Below are 22,112 nucleotides of genomic sequence, written 5' to 3'. Positions count from 1 at the left end.
TCACTCCTTTTATGAATGGTTGACAGTCTCCTTTTTTACAAGCAATGCTTTTCCAAGTGCCTGTTCAAAATCCAACAATAAATCATCTACATGTTCAAGACCAACTGATAAACGTAGGACTCCGTCTGTAATCCCTCTTCTTTCACGTTCTTCCTTAGGCATTGCAGCGTGAGACATCGTGGCAGGATAAGAGAGAATTGACTCCACAGCACCTAAACTAACAGCAAAAACAGGAATCCGCACATTCTCGACAAATGCTTTTGTGCATTCTCTATCTGGCAAGCGAAAGGAAAGGACGGCACCGGCTCCTTTTGCCTGTGAATGGTGGGTAGCGTATCCGGGATGAGATGTTAATCCTGGGTAATAAACTTCCTCAACAAGTGGATGTTTAACTAAATAATCCGTCAGTTTCTCGGCAGTCTTTGCGGATTGCTGCAGCCTGACACTTAATGTTTTCATTCCTCTTAATAACAGCCAGCAATCCTGCACCCCCAAAATAGAGCCAAATGCATTTTGTAAAAATCCAACCTTTTGAGCAAGTTCAGCATCTTTCACGACCGCAAGACCTGCTACAACATCGCTGTGCCCTGATAAAAATTTCGTTGCACTATGTAGAACAATATCCGCACCAAGTTCTAATGGCCTCTGCAGGTAAGGAGTCATAAAGGTATTATCCACAAAGACTAAACATCCATTTGCTCTTGCTATTTCGATAACTCCTTTAAGGTCCGTAATATGCAATAGCGGATTGGATGGAGTTTCTACATATAAAACCTTGGTGTTCGACTGAATCCCTTTTGTCACCTCATCTAAATTTGTCATATCGACAAAAGTATGCTCTATTTGGAATCTCGTTAAAACTTCAGTAACGATTCTATATGTTCCGCCATATACATCTTGTGAGATTAAAACATGGTCACCTGCCGAAAGGAGCATAAATACAGATGAAATTGCAGCCATTCCGGATGAAAATGCAAACCCATTTGTTCCACCCTCTAAATCAGCAATAGTGTCCTCCAGCACTTTTCTGGTCGGATTGCCTGACCGACTATAATCAAATGCTCCAAATTGATCAAAGGCTGTTTGATGAAAGGTGGACGAATAATGGATAGGCGGATTTACTGCACCAGTTACTTTATCCACATATGTGTTTTGATGTACAAGTTTTGTATCAAACTCACGGAGACTTGCCATTTTTCACACCAGCTCCTCCTGCACAATTTTTGCAAATGCTTGCTTTAAATCACCTATCAAATCATCAACATGTTCAAGCCCCACTGAAAATCGCAGTAATTTGTTGCAAACACCGCGACTAACACGTACTTCCTCTGGAATATCCGCATGTGTTTGTGTAGCCGGATAGGTTATAAAACTCTCTACTCCACCTAAGCTTTCTGCAAAAGTGATTAACTGTAGATTCTTCAAAAATAACGGCACCCATTCCGGCTTCTGTAATCGGAAAGAAAGCATTCCACCTTTATTTGGATAAAGAACATTCTCAACCTCAGGCCGATCGCGTAAAAACTCCGCTAATTTCTTCGCATTTTCCTGGTGGCGCTCCATTCTGAGGGATAATGTCTTTAATCCGCGAATCAACAGCCATGAATCAAAAGGTGATAATACTGCACCGGCTCCATTATGGTAGGCGCTTAACTTTTCGCAAATATCGGCACCTTTTGCCACTACAAGTCCGGCTAGAACATCGTTATGACCGCCTATATATTTAGTTGCACTATGAACGACAATGTCTGCTCCAAGTGTTAATGGTTTTTGCAAATATGGTGTCAAAAAGGTATTGTCTACTACGAGAAGCAGATGATGTTTTCTGGCAATAGCGGCAATTGCCTGAATATCTGTTTCAATCATCAAAGGATTGGTTGGTGTTTCTACTAAAATCGCCCTTGTCTTTCTTGATATAGCAGACTCCAACTTTTCAACATTATTTAAATCAATAAATTGCGTATGAATGCCATAGCTTTCCGAATATTGCTGAAGTAATCGATAGGTTCCTCCGTATAAATCATCCGATGCAATAATCTCTTCATTTTGACGAAAAAGGGATAGCACAAGTTGGATCGCTGCCATCCCCGAACTACAGGCAAAACCTTGCTCCCCCACCTCCAGTTTGGCAAAACCATCCTCCAATAACGCACGTGTCGGATTTTTTGTACGTGAATACTCGAAGCCTGTGGAAATCCCTATTCCTTCATGACGATAGGCTGTTGAAAAGTATACTGGCGGATTTACCGCACCCGTTTGCTGCTCACTGCGATTGCCAATCTGTACAAGCTCTGTTTCAATATGCTGATTTGTCATGAAAAAGCCTCCTATATACAAAAATAAAAAGGACTTCATAAGAAGAAGTCCTCAAAAATGCATCACATTCTTCTTATCTTTCAGGCAAATATACCTGCTGGAATTAGCACCATTTCAATAAAAATTGACGGTTGCTGAGGCATCATCGGGCCAGTCCCTCTACCTCTCTGGATAAGATTTCGTATTTAGTTATAATTTAGAAATTTCCTAACTTACTTAACAATTTACAATAATAAAATCCATAAGGCAAGAAAAAATTTAAACGATTCGAGTAGAAAGTAACTACTCAGCGGCATAGTCCAACCTGTAAATGCCAATAGTAAAAAGAAATGAATTGTCATTATACAAAGGGGAATATACATGAAAATATCAAAAATGAGTTTTTTACTATTCATTTTACTCGTGATAAATTTCATATTATCGATTATGTTTTTTTTCATAAAAGGGAAACTGGCAGAGATACATCTTTTTATCAGCATTATCATCAATGGCGTGTATGGTATCTGCATTTTTCTTCATATTCGTAATAAACGTGTAGATTTTGAATTAGAAAAAAATTTAAACCAAACTATTTTACAATATGAGTCACTTTTTAAATATAGTCTCGATATTATTTTTTCCTTAGATTCAAGAGGTTGCTTTACAAGTATTAATCCAATTGGAGAGCAAATAACTGGTTTTTCAAAAGAAGAAATAGTCCTTTCTTATTTTGACTTTTGGCTCGTAAAAGAGGATAAGGAGAAAGCGCAACTGTATATAAATAAATGCTTACACGGGACTCCTCAAAAATTTGAAGCTAAAATTCATTCAAAAAACAATAAATGTATAGAGGTCCTAATTTCCACTGTTCCCATTATGAACGGTGAAATTATTGGATTAATAGGAATTGCAAAAGATATAACAGCACGAAAAGAAATGGAAAGAAAATTATCCAAAAGCGAGCAACGCTATCGCTCCCTATTTCAATATAATCCGGATGCCATTCTTTCTCTTGACATGGATGGGAACTTTGTTAGTTTAAATCCAATCTGTTCAGTTATTTCCGGGTATTCCAATGAAGAGCTTTCTAAAATGAATTTTTCAGAAATTATCACAACAGAAGATTTTGAAAAAACCGCTATCTCTTTCCAAAAAGCCGCAAATGGGGATCCTCAGACATATGAAAGCTCTATTTATCATAAGGATGGTCACGTAGTATTCCTGCAAGCAACAAATATCCCGATCCGTGTAGAAAACAAAATTGTCGGTGTTTACGGCATTATCAAGGATATTACAAAGCAAAAGTTGGCTGAGGACCAAATTGAATTTATGGCTTTTCATGACCCACTCACAAGTCTGCCAAATCGTAGACTTTTCAAAAAACGTCTAAACGAAGCACTACAAAAAGCGGAGAAAGGAAATTTTACTGTTGGAGTTATTTATTTAGATCTTGACCGATTTAAACTGATTAATGACACTTTAGGCCATTCTACCGGAGACCATTTGTTAATCGAAGTAACAAGGCGCTTAAAAAAATGTCTTCGGGAGCAAGATACTCTATCAAGACAAGGCGGTGATGAATTCACGATATTGCTCGAAAATGTGACAAATTTAGAAGCACAAAATATCGCGGAAACAATTATCGATTCTTTAAGATACCCCTTCAAAGTGGACCAAAATGAACTTTATATAACTCCCAGCATCGGAATCTCCTTTTTTCCATGGCATAGTAAATCTGCAGAAGAATTATTGTTAAAAGCGGATATTGCCATGTACAAAGCAAAGGAGCTCGGAAAAAATAATTATTATCTATATAATCCTATGCTTGAAAAAGAATCATATGAAAAACTAAAGATTCAAAATGAGTTGTATAAAGCACTGGAGGCAGAACAATTTATTCTATATTATCAGCCTAAGATAGACATTGCTTCGAAACAGCTAGTTGGTGTCGAAGCGTTATTACGTTGGCAGCACCCAAAAGGTATGGTACCTCCAATGAAATTTATCTCCATTTTAGAGGAAACAGGCTTAATTATTCCTATTGGTGAGTGGATATTGCGCGAGGCATGCCGGCAAAATAAAAGCTGGCAGGATCAAGGGTATCCTCCAATATCTATTTCTGTAAACCTATCAACCCGCCAATTTTATCAACAGAATTTAATTTCCATGGTATCAAGCATCTTAGCTGAAACAGGGATGTCTGCAAAATATTTGGAATTAGAAATTACTGAGAGTATGACGATGGACGTGGATCTAGCTTCTAATATTCTTCATGAATTGAAAGAACTTGGGGTGAAAGTTTCTATTGATGATTTCGGTACCGGATATAGTTCCCTTTATTACTTAAAAAAGTTTCCCATTGACGGATTGAAAATTGACAAGTCCTTTATACAGGACATTACGACAAGCCACAGTGACAGTAATATCGTCACTACTATCATTGATATGGCTCATCATTTAGGATTGAGGGTGATTGCAGAAGGCGTGGAAACAACAGAACAATTGCAATTCTTGGAAGACAATCATTGTGATGAAGCACAAGGATATTTATTTAGTCCTCCTCTTCCTGCAAATGGGAGTGGTCATGATTCTAAATCGATTGAAGCTTTTTTAAAAAAATAAGAACCGGGCACTGCTTTCCTGGTTCTCCTCTTTGCCCTCGACATAGCAATATCAATTATTTAGTTATAATTTTCATTAAGGGATCGATATTTCCGTTCCCATTGGTTCTCAACAGTATAAAGGTCTTGTGGCATCAGACCATTAATTATGGAAATATAGAGAGTAAATGATATGAATCTCCTTTACATAATTCACCCATTCTTGACCTCTTAGTGAAAATCGGAGTATTTGCTCTTGTACTGAATATTGTACAGACGTTGTTTCCCTTTTTCGAGAGAACTTTCCGAGACGGTAGTTCTTCCTGTTGAATGCTTATCAAGTATCCGGCGGAAAAAATGCGTGGCGTTCCTAGACAGTTTACGAGGCTTGTAATCGCAGTTTTATCTTCTTCCACTGCTTCTTGTAAATGTAAGGTGGAGCCCTTTCCTTGGTGTGAACTGGCGATAATATAAGCCTTGAATAACAGTGTTTCGCCTACAATCATACTCTTTTTTGTGCTATCCAACCCTTTGCGGGAAAACACTTCAAGGCAGCTCGTTTTATTTCATCCCCTCTTTCATATGAGCAGTATCTGGATGTTGCTTTTGATTGTCATGGTTATAACGATCACTCCACTTCAAGTAATCTCAAATATGAATTCACCTTTAAATCCACTGCAAATTAAGCGATTCTATAAGATTAGACGGTGTTTTTATATTGTTTGTCGAAAATATTCGGAAATTATCATATAGATGATTTCATATCATAAATGACAAGGAAAAACATAACTTCATAGAGAATGTAAATAGTGTAAAGCGGAGAAAAGGTTGCATTCATGACTTTATTTACGAAGAAGTTTTACATAAGTTTTTTCGCCATATTGTAAATATTGTATGAATAAAACAAGATTAAGAAATGATTTTTCCCATCTTACAATATTGTTCTATTAGCTAAACGTGGAGGAAATAATGATGACTGAAGCAATAATACATGGGGTTCTTCTTGCCTTTGGCCTCATCTTGCCTTTAGGTGTCCAAAATGTATTTGTTTTTAATCAAGGGGCAAGTCAGAAGACATTAGTAAGAACTCTTCCAGTGATTCTTACCGCTTCCTTATGCGATACCCTTTTAATAAGTGCTGCCGTCTTAGGTGTATCCGTAGTCGTTTTGACCTTTGGATGGCTAAAGATAACCATTTTTACAGTCGGCTTTTTGTTTCTTCTATATATGGGCTGGGTAATCTGGAGAAGCGAAGGTACTGTCGAACAAAATAACCAAGGACGGTTGTCAGCGAAACAGCAGATTGCTTATGCTGCTTCGGTTTCCCTATTAAATCCCCATGCTATACTAGATACAATTGGGGTTATTGGGACCAATTCACTTCATTACCATGGTATCGATAAATGGGCATTTACTATAGCCACGATATTTGTCTCTTGGATTTGGTTTTCTGGTTTAGCGATTGCAGGAAAACTATTGCAAAGATTGGACCAAACCGGGAAGACCCTAACCATTTTAAATAAAATCTCTGCTCTGATAATTTGGGGTGTTGCGATTTATATGGGAATAGAATTATTAAAGGAAGTGGGTTAATTGATTGCATTATTGAAAATCGATAATCAAAAAATAGCTGAGGAAATCTTACATGTACAACTTCCTGCTTATGGGGTAGAGGCAAATTTAATGAACTTTCACGATATACCTCCCTTGCATGATACCGTCGATTCTATTTTGGGGAGTGAAGAAACATTTTATGGCTATTGGAAGGAAGGAAAATTAGCAGGAGTTATTTCGGTGGAGGAAAACAAACAACATCTGCAAATATGCAGACTCGTGGTTCATCCCGCCTACTTCCGCCAAGGTATTGGCAAACAACTAGTGCAGTTTATTTTTGAAACCTATAAGCATATTCATAGATTCGTGGTTTCTACCGGAGAACAAAATGTTCCAGCAATAAAGTTGTATGGTACTTTTGGATTCAAGGAATTTAACAAAATAGAGATTTCAGCGAATATCTTTATTATTTGCCTTGAAAAAATTTATTCCTAAATTATGGTGCTTTTAAATTCTGATTCCAAACGTAAAAAGCTAGTCCTCTTTTTAAAGAAGACTAGCTTTTTTTTAAGGATTTGAGCTATTTGCTGTACTGCTATTGCCATTTAAAAAGTCTTCGATGGCTTGCTGATTTTTCTCTTTATCAATTTCTAGAACAGCACCGTCATAGGATACATATCCGTTTTGATAAGCACCTTGAACAGGAACGGTCAAGGTTTCTATATCTTTTGGACGTTTTAGTAAAAATTCACTTACCAACGCAATGGCATCACTAGTATCCATATTTGTTTGAATATATGGCTCAATTGTTCCTAATAGCTTCGGCGCCTTAGCAAATCCATTTACGCTCAATACTTCATCCTTTAATGCTTGAATAACTTCTTGTTGTCGTTCCACACGGCCAAAGTCTCCTTTAGCATCATGTCGGTACCTTGCATAACCTAATAACTCTTTACCATTTAGTCTTTGGAGACCCGGATGCAATGTAACCCCAATGTTCTTTGACATTTCCTCTTTTACATTTATTTCAATTCCATTCGGTGCGAGCGTGTCGACAATTTTTTCAAAGCCTTTAAAGTTGACCATTACATAATACTGTACATCTAGGTTGAAATTTTGCTTAATAGTCTGACGCAGTAATTCCGGTCCACCTAGGAAGAATGCAGTATTTAATTTATAGTTTTTGTAACCCGGGATTTCAACAAACATATCCCTCATTAAGGATATAAGCTTCACTTTTTTATTTTTTGGATCGTATTGTGCAACTATCATGGAATCTGTACGAGACTTTTCATTTTTACGCTGATCGACTCCTAGTAATAAGAAGTTTATCTTTCCATTAGCGTCCTTTTTGCCATGAAACTCATAATTCTCTTTTTTAAATCCATCTTCGCCTGCTTGTTTGGTACCTGAATAATATTGAAAAACGGCACATCCCGCCAATGCTATAATAATCAAAAATATAAATAAGAGGAGAATTCTTCTTCTTCTCTTTTTCCTTCTTGTTTTTTTATCAAGTCTTGTAACCATAGTATCCCTCAACTTTTTATAATAGAAATTTGAATACCGATAAATTTTTCATGACCTTTTTATTATTAATGAAAAATGGAAATTTGTCATCCCTCCAATTTCTGTTGATATAATAGGGGAAAGTTACCTTTAGAGGATGTGTTTGAAATGAAAGGGATAAATCACCTTCTATTTTCAGTATCAAATTTGGAGAAATCTATTGATTTTTACGAAAAAGTTTTTAATGCAAAACTGCTTGTAAAAGGGCATACTACCGCTTATTTTAACTTAAACGGGCTGTGGTTAGCACTGAATGAGGAAAAGGATATCCCCCGGGATGAAATTCATTATTCCTATACACACATAGCCTTTTCTATTGAAGAACACGAAATCGAACAATATTTGTCGAAATTTCGAAAATTAAAGGTTACTATTCTCCCAGGTAGAACTCGCGACGAAAAAGATCACAAATCTATTTATTTTACCGATCCGGATGGGCATAAGTTTGAACTTCATACAGGTACATTGGAAGACCGATTATCTTACTATAAAGAAGAAAAAAAACACATGAAGTTTTATATTTAAAATGATAGTATATTAATGTGAAAGTTCAGAATTATTAAAGGTGGGTGGTTGGAGAATGTTAAAAAGACATGAAATCTTATTTAATCAATTAGAATCTTTTAGGCAAGAAACGCTTCATTTAATTACAAACTTAACAGACGAGCAAGTAGACATTGTACCAGAAGGCTTCCATAATAATATTCGCTGGAATCTAGGGCATATTTATTTTGATCAATATCTTTGGATTAAGGCTGTTACGAAAGAATCTATCCCTGTTCCAGAAGGATTTCAAGATTGGTTTGGCTTTGGTACAAAACCTGCAGACTGGGTAACTCCACCACCTCGATTAGAAGAGCTAAAAAAATTATTAGCGGAACAGCCAAAAATGATTAGGAAGCTTTACGGAAATCGCTTAGAAGAAGAATTTTCTCCTACAGAGCTTGGAATGCATACCATTGCACAGGTTCTCGTTCGCACCATTTATCATGAAGGAATGCATACGGAAACGATTAAGTTGATGAAGAGATTTTTGAATTGCTAAGCAATATTTAAATACAGTATTACCGAATTAAACTAGAAGAAGGTATTATTTAAGCTAAAGGGTCCTTTCTTTTCCAAGTAAGAAGTTCTGGTACTGTGGTGGCAAAATTAATAACAGGTGTGCTAAACATACTAAAACACAGTACGTTTAGCACCATAAATAGCAGAAATACTTATGCATCTAATTTGATATTAGTTGATATATTACATACCAATCCTACGCAGAGGCAAAGGGAATTGTACTCCATTCATCTTTTTTAATAATGAAATTTCGCTTTGGTGAAAAGACTGTGCAATTATGTTTACATTATCATCAATATAATCTATTTAATAAAAATTATTATTTTTAATAAAAAAACTCCAATCCGCTGATGGGAATGGAGTTGATATAAGATTAATTTATTATTGAGTGTTGAATTATAAGAAAATCATGATAGACAATGCTAGCAAACCCCAAATAATCGATATACGGTTCAACATTTCTCCACTTACTTGAATAAAGTATATACATATAATTCTCTCCTATCGTCGTTATTTTCCCTCATGAGAGATATAACTTCTTTATTCACTGATGCTTGTATGGATTAGTTTGGTGGACTGTAGTAGTATCGAACTACGTTATTAAAGTGGATCTGAACGTTGAGGCAACCATTCTTCCAGATAATCTGGAAGTTTATTATCTTTTACAATTAAATGAGTGTGACCGCCTTGGAGGAGCTTATACGTTTTATCCTGACTTGAGACGAGATCTATAATAGGTATGCTTTGTTCTTTAGGGGCAAGATGATCTAGATTGGAGGAAACAACGAGAAGGTTAGCCTTAATGTTGCTTAAATTAACCTTTTTCTCACGTATCATAAGCTCTCCTTTGATCAATTTATTTTCCTTTACAAAGTCATTGATTAATTGTTTCATTGCCCCCCCTGCAAATGGAATATGTTCTTTTGTCCACTTATTAAAAAGTCTCCATCTAAGTACATAATTTGGATCATCAGCTCTATTTAATAAAGATAGGTAATGACTTAAGTAAACTGGTGATGTAAGTAACCTTACTCCAAACTTTACAAATTCTGCTGGGATTACTCCATAGTAATCGATTAAATCATCTACATTTATTAACTCAGCTCTTAACGCTGCAACCCATTGGTCGTACGAAGGAAAATACTGAAAATCAATAGGAGCAACCATTAAAATTAAATTTTCGATGGGTTCGTTAGATATTGCCGTATATACCGAAGCTAAAGTTCCTCCAAGACAATAACCAACAATACTTATTTTTTCGGCACTAGAATGATGAAGCGCCCTAGTTACTCCTCGCTGGATATAATCTACTATATAATGATCGACAGTGATATCACTATCTTCATCTCTAGGAATCCCGAAATCTAATAGATAAACATCGAAGCCATTTTTAACAAATGATTGTATAACACTCTCACCAGGTAATAAATCTAATATAAATGGCTTGTTAACTAGAGAATAGATTAAAAATAATGGAGTTTTATATTTCTTCTGTGAGGTAGGATAGTACCATAATGTAGCCTTGTTTTTCTTCCAGATTGCTTCCCTTGGTGTGTTTTCTTGCATTAGTTCACTTTCTGTCCAATGGCTGAAAAAGCCATTCCACCTTACATATTCTTTAGTTACATTTATATTTGCAATTACTAAATCAGTTGGCTTCGCTTCCAAGCTATTTGGATGCTCATCCTTTTTATCCACTAGTTAATCCATCTCCTTTTTCATAAAGACAAGTTGTGACCTATCCGTTTTCTAACCCTTCCACTTTTTGCTGAAGTAATAATACTTGATCTTCTACCTTATCTATTTTTTCCTCCACTTGCAAAACCAATTTACCTATATTAGTAACGTCTTGTTTCGATGGTATATTTAAATTAGAGAACAAATGCCCCATGCTATTTTGAACGCATTTCATTACGTGAACATAGTACTTGCCGGCAATGTTTGTTCCTTGCACAAATTTCGTGTGGTTAATCTGATCCTTAATCCAATTATTTAGTTCTTGCTCAACTTTAAAGCCAGTTAATTTTATAGCCTTATAAAGTTCCACTTGCTCATTCTTCTCCACTATATCTTCATCCTTTCATCTTAGACTAAACTACTTATTCCACCATCTATTACTAAAACATGCCCTATCATATAATCTGACGCTCTTGAGGCCAAGAAGACAGTCGCCCCGTGTAAGTCTTCCACCTTCCCAAATCTTCTTGAAGGTATTTGACTTAGAATATAGGAATTAGCGTTATCTATTACCTTTTTACTTATTTCAGTAGGAAAGAATCCAGGTGCAATGGAATTCACTTGAATATTATGACGTGCTAATTTAATGGCCAAATCTTTTGTGAATGTCATAACGGCACCTTTACTCGTATTGTAGGCTATCGTATCCAATAATTCCGGTTGTGTGCCACCAAACCCAGTAACAGATGAGATATTAATAATTTTTCCGCTACCTTGCTTTATCATTTCCTTTGCTACGGCCTGACTAAAAAGAAATACCCCTTTTACATTTACCCCCATGACTTTGTCCCATTTTTCCTCAGGCAATTCTAAAGCAGGTCCCATCCACGATGTTCCGCTATTATTAATTAAAATATCTATGCTTCCAAACTCTTTGATCGTTTTTTTCACTACATTTTCAATTTCCTTTTGGTTAGTTACATCACATTTAAAGGCTAGAGTGTCTACACCATATTTTTTTAATTGGTTAGCGACTATTTGACACGCTTCTAGATCTCTTGAACATACAACCACATCTGCTCCGGCGGAAGCAAGTGCACTAGCCATTTCTACACCTAAACCCTTTCCTCCACCTGTAACAATAGCTGTTTTGCCAGCTAGATTAAAAAGATGATTTATTCCCACATGCATCAACTCCTTTTACAATTAGCTACGAGAATATTTTTACCGCCAAATTTCCCCATCCATTTCGTCATATTTTAAATTCTTTATATTATAGTAAAGTTCAATGAAGGTAGTGCAAGAAATGATATTTTTGCCTTAAGCATATTTTTTATTGAATAAGAGCATTGAGTAATAGGAACATTGCCCTGGTTAGCTACTTCATTTCTGCATCGGGAAGTTGAAAAATAAAAAAGCAATCATGATTAATATGACCGCTTTTTTTCCATAAAGTTATTCTATTAATAAATGGAATCATCCTAATATTTATAGTGGCAAAATCTCCCTTTAACCAATTAATCACAAATGTCAGTCATGCAAATTTGTTACTGTTATTGGTATAATTCCTAAATATAGTTATCGAATTTATGCCAGTTAGACACATTTCTCCTCATAAAAAAGGCACAAAGATTTCATATATGAAACCATTTGTGCAAAAATCTGCCTCTTATTAAATGAGTATTCCAACCTAACTTATTTATCTGTTTCTTGAAATTCCTTCTGAACCTTTTCTAATAATTCCTTATCTGTTAATAAACGATAACCTGTTAATGCTAATGCCTTTGCAGCTGTTACTAAAGCATGCTCTCCTTGCTCAGAGCCAGCCGCTTCGCGAAATTCATTTGTATGCGGAACGAGATCATCTGGTCCAATTTTGATATAAGCATGTGTAGTCGGAACAACATGGCTGACATTCCCTGCATCCGTTGAACCAATGCCGCTATCTTTTCCTTCCACAATTTCTCCTAGCAAGGTTAATTCTTCCTCTACTATTTCATCTAGTGTGTGATTAATGATGAAATCATGGACTTCATTTTGGAACCTTTCAATTTTAACGGTACAACCAGTTGCTAATGCTGCGCCTTCAGCAATATTGCGAACTTTACCTGAAACCTCCTCTGTATGTTTCCAAGTAGTTGCCCGTATGAAAAATCTTGCGGATGCATATTCAGGAATAATATTTGGCGCATCTCCGCCATGAGTAATAATTCCGTGGATACGAACCTCTGGCGATAACTGCTGGCGAAGGGCATTAATTCCATTGAATAATTGGATTACAGCATCTAGAGCATTTATTCCCTTTTCCGGAGCCCCTGCAGCATGGGCAGCTTTTCCGTAAAAATGGAAATCCAAAGGATCTACCGCTAATGACGGACTGGACAATCCTGTTTTCCCGCTTGGATGTGCCATTAACGCTGCGTCAATTCCCTCTAATAACCCGTGTTTAACGAAGCTGCCTTTTGCACTGCCATTTGGACCGCCTTCTTCAGCTGGGGTCCCAAACACAACGACCTCTCCACCTGTTTCTTCTATTACGTCAGCCAGCGCAATACCTGCTGCAACACTCGTTGTTCCAATGATATTATGGCCACATGCATGACCTAAACCAGGAAGAGCATCATATTCTGCTAAAAAGGCAATTTTAGAACCTGGTTTGGATGCAGATTTTCTAGCGATAAACCCTGTTTCATGTCCTGCCACATTTCGCGTAACATTAAATCCAGCCTTTTCCAGTATTTCCGTCAAGGTTTCAGAAGCAAAAAACTCTTGATTTCCAATCTCCGGTTTTTCATGAATTTGATGACTTGCTCTTATATATAATTCCTTGGAATCCTCTATATTCCTCACAATTTGTTCTCTTTGTGTTTCTACTTGAACTGTCATCTCAAACTCTCCCTTCAATTATTTAGCGATTAATGAAAAATTATAGATTCTTAATTTTATCGATTGAAATATTAACTGGTACGGTAGCACCTTTATCACGTTTAATAATGTAATCATGTACTTCTTTTGATTGGTATGCCTTCACAATTTTCAAAAAGTCTTTATCGTCTTTATCCTTTGTGCGTGATGCAATAACATTGATATAAGGCATTGCAGCTTTATCATTTGGATCTTCTTTGTAAAGCGGATCTTTAGATGGATCTAGTCCTGCCTGTACGGCGAAACCATTGTTGATAATTGCTCCAGCAACATCATCTAATGATCTAGCGGTCTGTCCAGCTGCAATTGGTTTAATCACTAAATGTTTTGGATTTTCTTTAATTTGGTCAATTGTTCCTTTTGGATCGAAATTATCTACTAGCTTAATAAGCCCAGCCGATTGTAATAGTTTAAGAGCACGACCAGCGTTTGTAACATCGTTTGGAATAGTAATGGTAGCACCATTTGGAATATCACTTAACTTTTTGTATTTATGAGAGTATAATCCCATCGGTGCAATTACGGTTGAACCAATAGCCGTAATATCCAGATTATGTTCTTTCTTAAACTGATTCATATATGTGATCGTTTGAAACGCATTTAAATCAAGGCTCCCGTCATTTAATGCTGTATTTGGCTGCACATAATCCGAGAAAGAAATAATTTTTAACTTGATACCATCATCTTTCACTTGGTTTTGAATGATTCTCCATAAATCATTGTCGTCGCCATTAATACCAATTTTAATCGTACGTGTTTTTCCATTTTCTGAAGATGCGGAACTAGATCCACAAGCTGATAAAACTGAAACCGTTAAAACAAGTGCTGCAAAAATAACAAAAAACTTTTTCATCCTCTTTTCCTCCTCACATGTCTTGACCATGCATTTCCTAAACTTTGAATTATTTGAACAAGAACGATTAACAATACAACTGTTATTACAATTACGATGGTAATAAAGCGTTGGTATCCATATGTAATGGCTAAATCACCAAGCCCTCCAGCCCCAACAGCACCTGCTGCTGCACTCGACCCAATTAAACCGATTGTCGCAGTGGTAAAGGATAGAATTAAAGAGGGAATGGCCTCAGGCAAAATAAACTTTGTGATAATCTGAAATTTTGTTGCCCCCATTGCATATGCCGTTTCGAGTACTCCCTTATCTACCTCAAGCATAGAGTTTTCTATTAATCTTGCTAAATAAGGACCTACAAATACAGATAGCGGGACAATCGCAGCAGCTACTCCGATGGATGTTCCTGTTACAATCCTCGTAAATGGTATAATTGCAACCAGTAAAATAATAAATGGTACAGAACGAACGATATTAATAATCGTATTCAGCACTGTAAATACCGCTTTATTTTCCATAATATGCCCTGGCCTTGTCACCACCAGAATAATGCCCAATGGCAAGCCGATAATGGTTCCAAAAATGAAAGAACCTAGAACCGTTAGAAACGTCTCTTGACATGCCTGCCAAAATTGCGGCCAGAAAAACTCCCAATTAAGCTCCATGTGGGATAACCTCCTTCACATCCACACCATTTTCTAATATATATTGAATGGCCTTTCTACTTTCTTCCTGTGACCCATCCAGAGCAACAAACAGGTTTCCATATGGTTTATCCTGCAACTCTGTTATGGACCCATATAAAATATTTAAATGAATATCAAATCTCTTAGATACCTCAGATAATAATGGGTTTGCTGCCCGCTCACCCAAAAAGATAAGTCGATAAAACTTTCCGTTTGTAAGAGCTTTTGAAAGATTAGATGGAACTTCATTTTGCAATACCGTATTTACAAAATTTCGAGTAATCGTTTTTTGCGGGTTGGTAAAGACTTCGTAAACAGAGCCCTCTTCTGCAATTTCACCATTATCAATTACAGCTACCTTGTCACATAAGTCCCGGATAACACTCATTTCGTGTGTTATCAAAACAATCGTAAGGTTATATGCTTTGTTTACCTTTCGCAAAAGCTCTAACACATTTTTCGTTGTTTCGGGGTCCAAAGCGGATGTTGCCTCATCACAAAGCAATATATCTGGATCGGTAACCAATGCCCTTGCAATACCGACGCGTTGCTTTTGTCCGCCGGAAAGATGACCGGGATATACATTTTCTTTACCAGTTAATCCCACAAAATCAGTTAGTTCCCTTACTTTTTCCTCAACATCTTTTTTCTTTTTACCTTCGAGATATAGCGGCATTGCAATATTATCGAAGACTGTTTTCGCCGATAGTAAGTTAAAATGCTGAAAGATCATTCCAATTTTCCTGCGTGTTTTTCGCAATTCCTTTTCATTCAAAGCCATTAAGTCCAATCCGTTAAGATGTATCGTTCCTTCGGTCGGTTCTTCTAATCTATTTAAACATCTGATTAAAGTACTTTTCCCTGCCCCAGAAAAACCAATGATTCCAAAGATCGTTCCCTTTTCGATTGTTAAATTTATATTTTTTAATGCATGTATTGGCGGTTTTCCAGGGTAAACCTTGGAAACATTTTTTATTTTAATCATACAACCATACCTCCTTAATCTTTATTTTAGTAAACTGATAAGTAAACTCGGCTTTTTGAATTCAATTGCCTCATTTCGTGAGATTTCTATCAAAAATCAAAAAAACCCTTCCTCTTATCCATGCAAAGATAAGAAGAAGGGTTTATATATAAGCCGTTCTACTTCTTATCTTTCAAATCGTTCACTCGATTTGCAGGAATTAGCACGGTATTTGCATAAAGCAAACCCGTTGCCGAGGTTTCATTGGGCCAGTCCCTCCACCTCTCTGGATAAGTAATAGCTGTTTTTATTAAATTTTTGAACTTGTAAGACTAATAATATTGCCATTTTTACAATAAGTCAAGAATTATTTTTTATATATGAACAAATCTAGAGAATCATACATCAATCACATATGATTTTTCCATAAAGTAGATATTTATGTTTTTAGATAGACGAAAAAAGAATGATTCATTAAAAATTTGGAACAATACCATTGTATTTAGGTAAAAAGGAGGTTAACAGAAAATGGATAATCAAATATTAGCCCATCATGAGTCTTTAGATTTACATGAAATTATAAATTTTAAGACGCTTTGCATAGCAAAATCAAAACTAATGCAAGGCTTAGTTTTTGATCAAGACTTAAAAGCATTAATGCAAAAAGATGTTGAACAATCCATGAAAGCACTAGAAGAACTACAGATAATCTATGAACGTGCTCCTTTTGAAGCTCCTGTTCCACAAAACCGGCCAACACCAATCATAAATTGAAAGGAAGAAAACCCCATTGAATAATGACTATTTAGACCCTATAAATTCATTACACATGCCGGAGCTAGCAGATACCACATTTGCAATGGATTTTCTCCTACGCGCCAAAGAAGGTGTTCGAAATCTTGCTGTTGCATTAACAGAATCGGCATCACCTGATGTTAGAGCGGCCTTAAGAAAACAATTAATGCAAGGCATTGCTATGCACCAAGAAATTACGGAACTAATGATTGAAAAAAAATGGTTCCATCCTTATGAACTAAGTGAGCAGTATAAGCTTGATCAACTCTCTGCCAACAATACATTGATGATTGGCAAAATGAATCTATTTCCTGTTGACACCAACAGAAAAGGGATGTTCGACCGAGCGCCGGATGAACACTAAAGATGGAGGTTGTATAGGATGAAAGCAGTCACCTATCAAGGTATAAAAAATGTGGCAGTAAAGGAAGTGCCAGATCCAAGGATTGAAAAACCCGATGACATGATCATAAAAGTAACAAGTACGGCTATTTGCGGTTCCGATTTACATTTAATTCACGGTATGATTCCTAACCTGCAAGAAAACTATGTAATTGGGCATGAGCCAATGGGAATCGTCGAAGAGGTCGGCTCAGGTGTAACGAAACTAAAAAAGGGAGATCGTGTTATTATCCCGTTTAATATTGCTTGCGGAGAATGCTTTTATTGCAAAAACCATTTGGAAAGTCAATGTGATAATGCAAACGACAATGGAGAGATGGGAGCCTATTTCGGATACTCGGGTACAACAGGGGGATATCCAGGCGGACAAGCTGAATATTTGAGAGTGCCGTTTGCTAATTTTACTCATTTTAAAATCCCAGAGTCTTGTGAGGAACCTGATGAAAAGTTGACAGTTATTGCGGATGCAATGACTACTGGATTTTGGAGTGTTGATAATGCAGGTGTTAAGGACGGCGATACAGTAATTGTTTTGGGCTGCGGTCCTGTTGGTCTTTTTGCTCAAAAATTTTGTTGGTTAAAAGGGGCAAAACGAGTAATTGCTGTAGATTATGTCGAGTATCGTTTGCGGCATGCTAAACGAACAAATAAAGTAGAGATTGTGAACTTTGAAAACCATGAGAACGTAGGGAATTTCTTGAAGGAAATGACTAAAGGCGGGGCTGATGTAGTCATCGATGCGGTGGGGATGGATGGAAAGATGACAGACATGGAGTTCCTTGCCAGTGGATTAAAGCTTCAAAGTGGAGCCTTTAGTGCGTTTATTGTCGCTTCACAAGCAGTGCGAAAAGGCGGCACCATCCAAGTTACTGGCATTTATGGCGGAAGATATAATGCATTTCCAATGGGAGATATTATGAATCGCAATGTGAACATCCGTACAGGACAAGCACCTGTTATTCACTATATGCCGTATATGTTTGAATTGGTTTCTACTGGAAAAATTGATCCTGGTGATGTTGTGAGTCATGTACTTCCCCTTAGTGAAGCAAGGCATGGTTATGAGATTTTTGACACAAAAATGGATAATTGTATAAAAGTCGTATTGAAACCTTAGTAGACGGAGGTGAAAAAAGTGGAATATGCATTACATGAAGTTCTTGAGGTTCAAGAATTGGCAGCATTTAAGACAGTTTGTTTAACTAAATCTAAAACTATGAAGGCCCTAGTTACCGACGAAAAGTTAAAAGATATTATGCAACAAGATGTTGATTTAACTACTAGACAGTTACAGGAATATGCCTCCATCTTATCTAAGACAAGCAATAATGAGGAGTTGAGTAAACAGCATGAATCCAATCATTGAAAAATTTACTGGTATGGATGCACTGTCGGATCAAATCGTTGCAATGGATTTATTAATCTCAGCAAAAAGCGGAGTTAGAAATTATGCCATGGCAGTTACGGAAGCAGGCACGCCTGAAATTAAGGAGATGTTAACTCGTCATTTAGAGGCAGCATTAGATATGCACGAACAAATTTCTAGTTATATGGCCGAAAAAGGCTGGTACCACGCATGGGATACAAACGAACAATTGAATATAAATTTAGGCAATATTAATACGGCATTGAACTTACCTACTCTCTAGAAAATGTATAGGAACAGTTTAAAATCTTACTAAATAAGCTGTTCCTAAATCTAGCTATAGTGTTCCATTTCTATTTACTAGCATATTCACGATGAAATCCATAATTAAGGAGAGCTGTTGAATCTGTATAGACTCCTTCCTTGCTCGAATGCAGTACAACTGAGATAAGGTTTTTTCCATCTCTTGTCGCAGATGATACTAAACAATGCCCTGCTTGATCGGTAAAACCTGTTTTTATCCCGTCTGCACCTTGAAAAAAGTTGCTACTGCTCCTATTTACAAGTTCATTCCGATTGTAAAAGGTGAATGATGCATCCTTGTATGTTTCTTCGCTCACAATTTCCCGAAATACGGGATTTTTTCTTGCTTCTCGCGCTATTATAGCAAGATCCTTGGCAGTAGAGTAATGTCTAGGATCATGAAGTCCATGAGGATTGACAAAGTGTGAATGAGTTGCCCCTAATTCCTTTGCCTTTTGATTCATTAGCCCCGCAAAATAGCGAATTCCTTCCTCAGGGCTCATATTGGAGTTCCCGCTATCTTTTTTAGCTATATAAATAGCAATTGTTCTTGCCGCATCATTTCCGGATGGCAATAGCATCGCCCTCAGAAGAATCTTTAAAGGAATCACGTCTCCTTGTTTTAAGCCTGCAGTGCTTTCGTCCCTAGTTTTTAAGTTCACTTCATTCCCTACTTGTACTTGATCATTCAGATTACCTTTATCAAGGGCAACAACTGCTGTTACTATTTTCGTAGTGCTTGCTGGATATAGCCGTTTATTTTCATTTTTGGCATATAATATGCTTCCGTTATCCTCATCCATTAGAACTCCCGCTTCTCCCTGTATGGACAAATTTACCGGGTTAGCATGGATATCGTTCCCACCTGTGTTATGAAACACATCAAAATGTTGATATAGATAGATACCACCTAAAATAACTAAAAGTATGATGATTTTCTTCAAGTATCGTTCACTCCCCTGAAACATTTCCTATCATAACTTTAAAGGAAAATGCTTAAATACCTTGTAAGGATTTCTAAAGAAATTCTTAATAAAAGCTAATTATGGAAATTTTTCACTAGAGTGTATACATTCCTATAGACAGAAAGAGATTACCTGTTATTCGGCAATCTCTCCATTGGTAGCATAATTTTAAAATTTGTTTCATTCTTGTTGCTGGCTGCCTCAATCGTCCCATTGTGAAGCTCTACGATACTTTTCGTGATAGCTAGTCCAAGCCCAGATCCACCTGTATCCACAGAACGTGATTTTTCCACCCTGTAGAATCGTTCAAAGATAAACGGCAAATCTTCTTCAGGGATGGGTTCCCCATAATTTACGACTTCTACCATTGCCAGGTTTTCTACTATATCCACTCTGATATCAATACATTTTCCTTCTTTTCCGTACTTCAATCCATTTGAAATTAAATTTTCAAACACTCTTACCAATTTATCTCCATCTGCTTCAATAAAAATACTCTCAAATTCATTTTTTAATTTAATTTCCATTTTTCGTTCTTCTAACTGCGGCAAAAATTGAGCAGAAACCTGTGATAAGAGTTGAACTAAATCAATTCTGGAATACTCCAACTCAATGGTCCCAAAGTTTACACGGGTATACTCAAACAAATCACTTACCATTCGCTCAAGACTTCTGGCCTTTTCAAATGCAACGGACACATAATAGCGCAGTTCGACTTCGTCATTATAACGGTCCTCTTCGATAAGTCTTAAATAACCCATTATAGATGTCAAAGGTGTTCGTAAATCATGGGAAACATTCGTAATCAACTCATTTTTAGCTTGTACAGCTTTGCGCTCTTCCTTTATGGACTTCTGTAATTGAGACGAAATACTATTCAGGTTCTGGGCAATATCCCCCAGCTCATTTTTCGAATACACAGGTACATGAAATTGAAAATCCCCTTGTGAAATCTTCGATGTGCCATCGAGAATTTGGTCAAAATTCTTCGCCCATCGCCTGCTTAACGCCAATATAAAAACAAAAAATAAGATACCAATTACCATGTATAAAATTGTATGAAGTCCAAGAAAATTATTTAAATAGTACAGTTTTAATAAAACAGAGTAAGGGAGAAAATGCGTAGCTCTTAAGATGTAGGCAAGGAACAAAAGTCCAAAGGTAACTGCTGCGGATAAAAGAGCACTTAAAGCAATTAATGCTAATATTTTTAACTGAATTTTAGATAGTAGTCTATTCTTCAATTTTATATCCTACTCCCCAAACTGTTTTGATCAGCTTATACCCTAATTCCTTTTCCAATTTCTCTCGCAAATTACTTATATGCACCATTACCGTATTGTTAGAGGCAAAATATTTTTCCTCCCAAACTCTTTCAAAGATTTCTTCTGTACTAAACACCCTGCTGCGATTACTTGCGAGTAAGTAGAGAATTTCAAATTCCTTCGAAGTAAGAACGATTGGCTTCCCCTTATGCAATACCGTATGGGATGCCCTGTTAATTTCCAAAGAGTTAACAGATAAAAGGTCCGTTTGTTCCTCCTGCTCCATTTGTTTGAACTGATAGGAGCGGCGAAGCAAGGATTTTACCCGCGCAATTAGTTCCAATGGATTAAAAGGCTTAATCATATAATCATCCGCACCCGTCATCAAGCCAAGCACTTTGTCCATGTCCTCTGCCTTTGCACTTAACATTAAGATTGGTACGGTATTTGTTTCTCTTAACCTTCTGCAAACCTCCATCCCATCCATTTTTGGCATCATTATATCTAAAATAATTAAATCAATTTTCTTTTCTGCAAACAATTCCAATGCTTCCTGACCATCATATGCTTTAAAAACGGTAAATCCATCATTCTGCAAATAAATGGAGACCAAGTTTACAATTTCCTTCTCATCATCCACCACTAAAATATTTTTCAAATTTATCACCCAACTTATGATTATACTAGATAATACCTAGACTATCATTTAAGTCCAATTTTCTCCATAAACTTTTTTGAATCCAGAATATATATTAATTTTTCCTTTTTGGAAATAGCCTCAAATCCTAACATATAGTTGATGGAGAAAATAAAAATATAGCAGCGCTT

General features: G+C 36.5%; 23 protein-coding genes and 2 riboswitches. Of the genes, 10 read left to right on the top strand and 13 right to left on the bottom strand.

Annotated features, from left to right (window positions below; translation table 11 throughout):
* Positions 1–9 precede the first annotated feature (9 nt).
* Together metC and CWO92_RS17270 are read right to left on the bottom strand one after the other, a co-directional pair.
* Entirely contained in the window at positions 10–1,194 is a 1,185-nt protein-coding gene (gene metC / locus CWO92_RS17275) for a cystathionine beta-lyase (protein WP_101355458.1), read from the bottom strand.
* Between the two features lie 3 nt (positions 1,195–1,197).
* Positions 1,198–2,316, bottom strand: a complete 1,119-nt coding sequence (locus tag CWO92_RS17270; RefSeq protein WP_101355457.1) for a methionine biosynthesis PLP-dependent protein — start codon at positions 2,314–2,316, stop codon at positions 1,198–1,200.
* A gap of 70 nt (positions 2,317–2,386) precedes the next feature.
* Positions 2,387–2,494, bottom strand: a riboswitch (SAM riboswitch).
* A 182-nt stretch (positions 2,495–2,676) separates the two neighbouring features.
* On the opposite strand from CWO92_RS17270, the gene CWO92_RS17265 reads away from it, so the two are divergent.
* The 3 genes from CWO92_RS17265 to CWO92_RS17250 all read left to right on the top strand — a co-directional run bounded on the left by CWO92_RS17265 (position 2,677) and on the right by CWO92_RS17250 (position 6,944).
* A complete protein-coding gene (locus CWO92_RS17265; protein WP_101355456.1) occupies positions 2,677–4,917 on the top strand; it encodes a sensor domain-containing protein in 2,241 nt (746 codons plus the stop codon).
* A 950-nt stretch (positions 4,918–5,867) separates the two neighbouring features.
* The gene (locus CWO92_RS17255; protein ID WP_101355454.1) at positions 5,868–6,488 is read left to right on the top strand and encodes a LysE/ArgO family amino acid transporter; all 621 of its coding nucleotides are present in this window, start codon (positions 5,868–5,870) and stop codon (positions 6,486–6,488) included.
* Positions 6,489–6,944, top strand: a complete 456-nt coding sequence (locus CWO92_RS17250) for a GNAT family N-acetyltransferase (protein WP_101355453.1) — start codon at positions 6,489–6,491, stop codon at positions 6,942–6,944.
* Between the two features lie 72 nt (positions 6,945–7,016).
* On the opposite strand, the gene CWO92_RS17245 is transcribed toward CWO92_RS17250, so the two are convergent.
* Positions 7,017–7,979, bottom strand: a complete 963-nt coding sequence (locus CWO92_RS17245) for an LCP family protein (protein ID WP_101355452.1) — start codon at positions 7,977–7,979, stop codon at positions 7,017–7,019.
* 147 nt (positions 7,980–8,126) lie between these two features.
* Between CWO92_RS17245 and fosB the strand changes: the two genes are divergently transcribed.
* A complete protein-coding gene (fosB, locus tag CWO92_RS17240) occupies positions 8,127–8,543 on the top strand; it encodes a metallothiol transferase FosB (RefSeq protein ID WP_101355451.1) in 417 nt (138 codons plus the stop codon).
* Between the two features lie 55 nt (positions 8,544–8,598).
* Positions 8,599–9,063: a DinB family protein gene (locus CWO92_RS17235; protein ID WP_101355450.1), complete on the top strand. Its 465-nt coding sequence runs from the start codon at positions 8,599–8,601 to the stop codon at positions 9,061–9,063.
* 620 nt (positions 9,064–9,683) lie between these two features.
* On the opposite strand, the gene CWO92_RS17230 is transcribed toward CWO92_RS17235, so the two are convergent.
* The 7 genes from CWO92_RS17230 to CWO92_RS17200 form a co-directional block, all read right to left on the bottom strand.
* The gene (locus CWO92_RS17230) at positions 9,684–10,781 is read right to left on the bottom strand and encodes an alpha/beta fold hydrolase (RefSeq protein WP_235851628.1); all 1,098 of its coding nucleotides are present in this window, start codon (positions 10,779–10,781) and stop codon (positions 9,684–9,686) included.
* Between the two features lie 40 nt (positions 10,782–10,821).
* Positions 10,822–11,148 (bottom strand): hypothetical protein, encoded by a 327-nt coding sequence (locus CWO92_RS17225; protein WP_101355449.1) that lies wholly within the window; start codon positions 11,146–11,148, stop codon positions 10,822–10,824.
* Between the two features lie 20 nt (positions 11,149–11,168).
* A complete protein-coding gene (locus tag CWO92_RS17220) occupies positions 11,169–11,945 on the bottom strand; it encodes an SDR family oxidoreductase (RefSeq protein ID WP_101355448.1) in 777 nt (258 codons plus the stop codon).
* Between the two features lie 510 nt (positions 11,946–12,455).
* Positions 12,456–13,646, bottom strand: a complete 1,191-nt coding sequence (locus CWO92_RS17215) for a M20 family metallopeptidase (protein ID WP_101355447.1) — start codon at positions 13,644–13,646, stop codon at positions 12,456–12,458.
* A gap of 40 nt (positions 13,647–13,686) precedes the next feature.
* Complete coding sequence (locus tag CWO92_RS17210) at positions 13,687–14,538, bottom strand: MetQ/NlpA family ABC transporter substrate-binding protein (RefSeq protein ID WP_101355446.1); 852 nt, start codon at positions 14,536–14,538, stop codon at positions 13,687–13,689.
* Positions 14,535–15,203 carry a methionine ABC transporter permease gene (locus tag CWO92_RS17205; protein ID WP_101355445.1) on the bottom strand — a complete coding sequence of 223 codons (669 nt, stop codon included), beginning with the start codon at positions 15,201–15,203 and terminating at the stop codon, positions 14,535–14,537. Before CWO92_RS17205 ends, CWO92_RS17210 begins: the two co-directional genes overlap by 4 nt.
* The gene (locus tag CWO92_RS17200; protein WP_101355444.1) at positions 15,193–16,209 is read right to left on the bottom strand and encodes a methionine ABC transporter ATP-binding protein; all 1,017 of its coding nucleotides are present in this window, start codon (positions 16,207–16,209) and stop codon (positions 15,193–15,195) included. The genes CWO92_RS17205 and CWO92_RS17200 overlap by 11 nt, the downstream gene beginning before the upstream one ends.
* A gap of 162 nt (positions 16,210–16,371) precedes the next feature.
* Positions 16,372–16,485, bottom strand: a riboswitch (SAM riboswitch).
* Positions 16,486–16,716: 231 nt separating this feature from the next.
* On the opposite strand from CWO92_RS17200, the gene CWO92_RS17195 reads away from it, so the two are divergent.
* The 5 genes from CWO92_RS17195 to CWO92_RS17175 are packed head-to-tail and all read left to right on the top strand — an operon-like array spanning position 16,717 to position 19,034.
* On the top strand, positions 16,717–16,962 hold the full coding sequence (locus CWO92_RS17195) for a spore gernimation protein GerQ (RefSeq protein WP_101355443.1): 246 nt from the start codon (positions 16,717–16,719) through the stop codon (positions 16,960–16,962).
* Positions 16,963–16,978: 16 nt separating this feature from the next.
* The gene (locus CWO92_RS17190) at positions 16,979–17,347 is read left to right on the top strand and encodes a spore coat protein (protein ID WP_101355442.1); all 369 of its coding nucleotides are present in this window, start codon (positions 16,979–16,981) and stop codon (positions 17,345–17,347) included.
* An 18-nt stretch (positions 17,348–17,365) separates the two neighbouring features.
* Entirely contained in the window at positions 17,366–18,502 is a 1,137-nt protein-coding gene (locus CWO92_RS17185; RefSeq protein ID WP_101355441.1) for a zinc-dependent alcohol dehydrogenase, read from the top strand.
* Positions 18,503–18,520: 18 nt separating this feature from the next.
* Complete coding sequence (locus CWO92_RS17180; RefSeq protein ID WP_101355440.1) at positions 18,521–18,751, top strand: hypothetical protein; 231 nt, start codon at positions 18,521–18,523, stop codon at positions 18,749–18,751.
* Complete coding sequence (locus tag CWO92_RS17175; RefSeq protein ID WP_101355439.1) at positions 18,735–19,034, top strand: spore coat protein; 300 nt, start codon at positions 18,735–18,737, stop codon at positions 19,032–19,034. Before CWO92_RS17180 ends, CWO92_RS17175 begins: the two co-directional genes overlap by 17 nt.
* 70 nt (positions 19,035–19,104) lie before the next feature.
* Here CWO92_RS17175 and CWO92_RS17170 read toward each other — a convergent pair whose 3' ends face one another.
* The 3 genes from CWO92_RS17170 to CWO92_RS17160 all read right to left on the bottom strand — a co-directional run bounded on the left by CWO92_RS17170 (position 19,105) and on the right by CWO92_RS17160 (position 21,942).
* A complete protein-coding gene (locus tag CWO92_RS17170) occupies positions 19,105–19,998 on the bottom strand; it encodes a D-alanyl-D-alanine carboxypeptidase family protein (protein WP_233269736.1) in 894 nt (297 codons plus the stop codon).
* Between the two features lie 149 nt (positions 19,999–20,147).
* Positions 20,148–21,263, bottom strand: a complete 1,116-nt coding sequence (locus CWO92_RS17165) for a sensor histidine kinase (protein ID WP_101355437.1) — start codon at positions 21,261–21,263, stop codon at positions 20,148–20,150.
* Positions 21,253–21,942, bottom strand: coding sequence for a response regulator transcription factor (locus CWO92_RS17160; RefSeq protein WP_437177561.1), 690 nt, complete (start codon positions 21,940–21,942; stop codon positions 21,253–21,255). Before CWO92_RS17160 ends, CWO92_RS17165 begins: the two co-directional genes overlap by 11 nt.
* Positions 21,943–22,112: the final 170 nt, after the last annotated feature.

The organism is Heyndrickxia camelliae, assembly GCF_002844575.1.
Taxonomy (GTDB): domain Bacteria; phylum Bacillota; class Bacilli; order Bacillales; family Bacillaceae_C; genus Margalitia; species Margalitia camelliae.
Note: the sequence above shows the minus strand (reverse complement) of the source record. Positions and strands in the feature narration are given on the sequence as shown.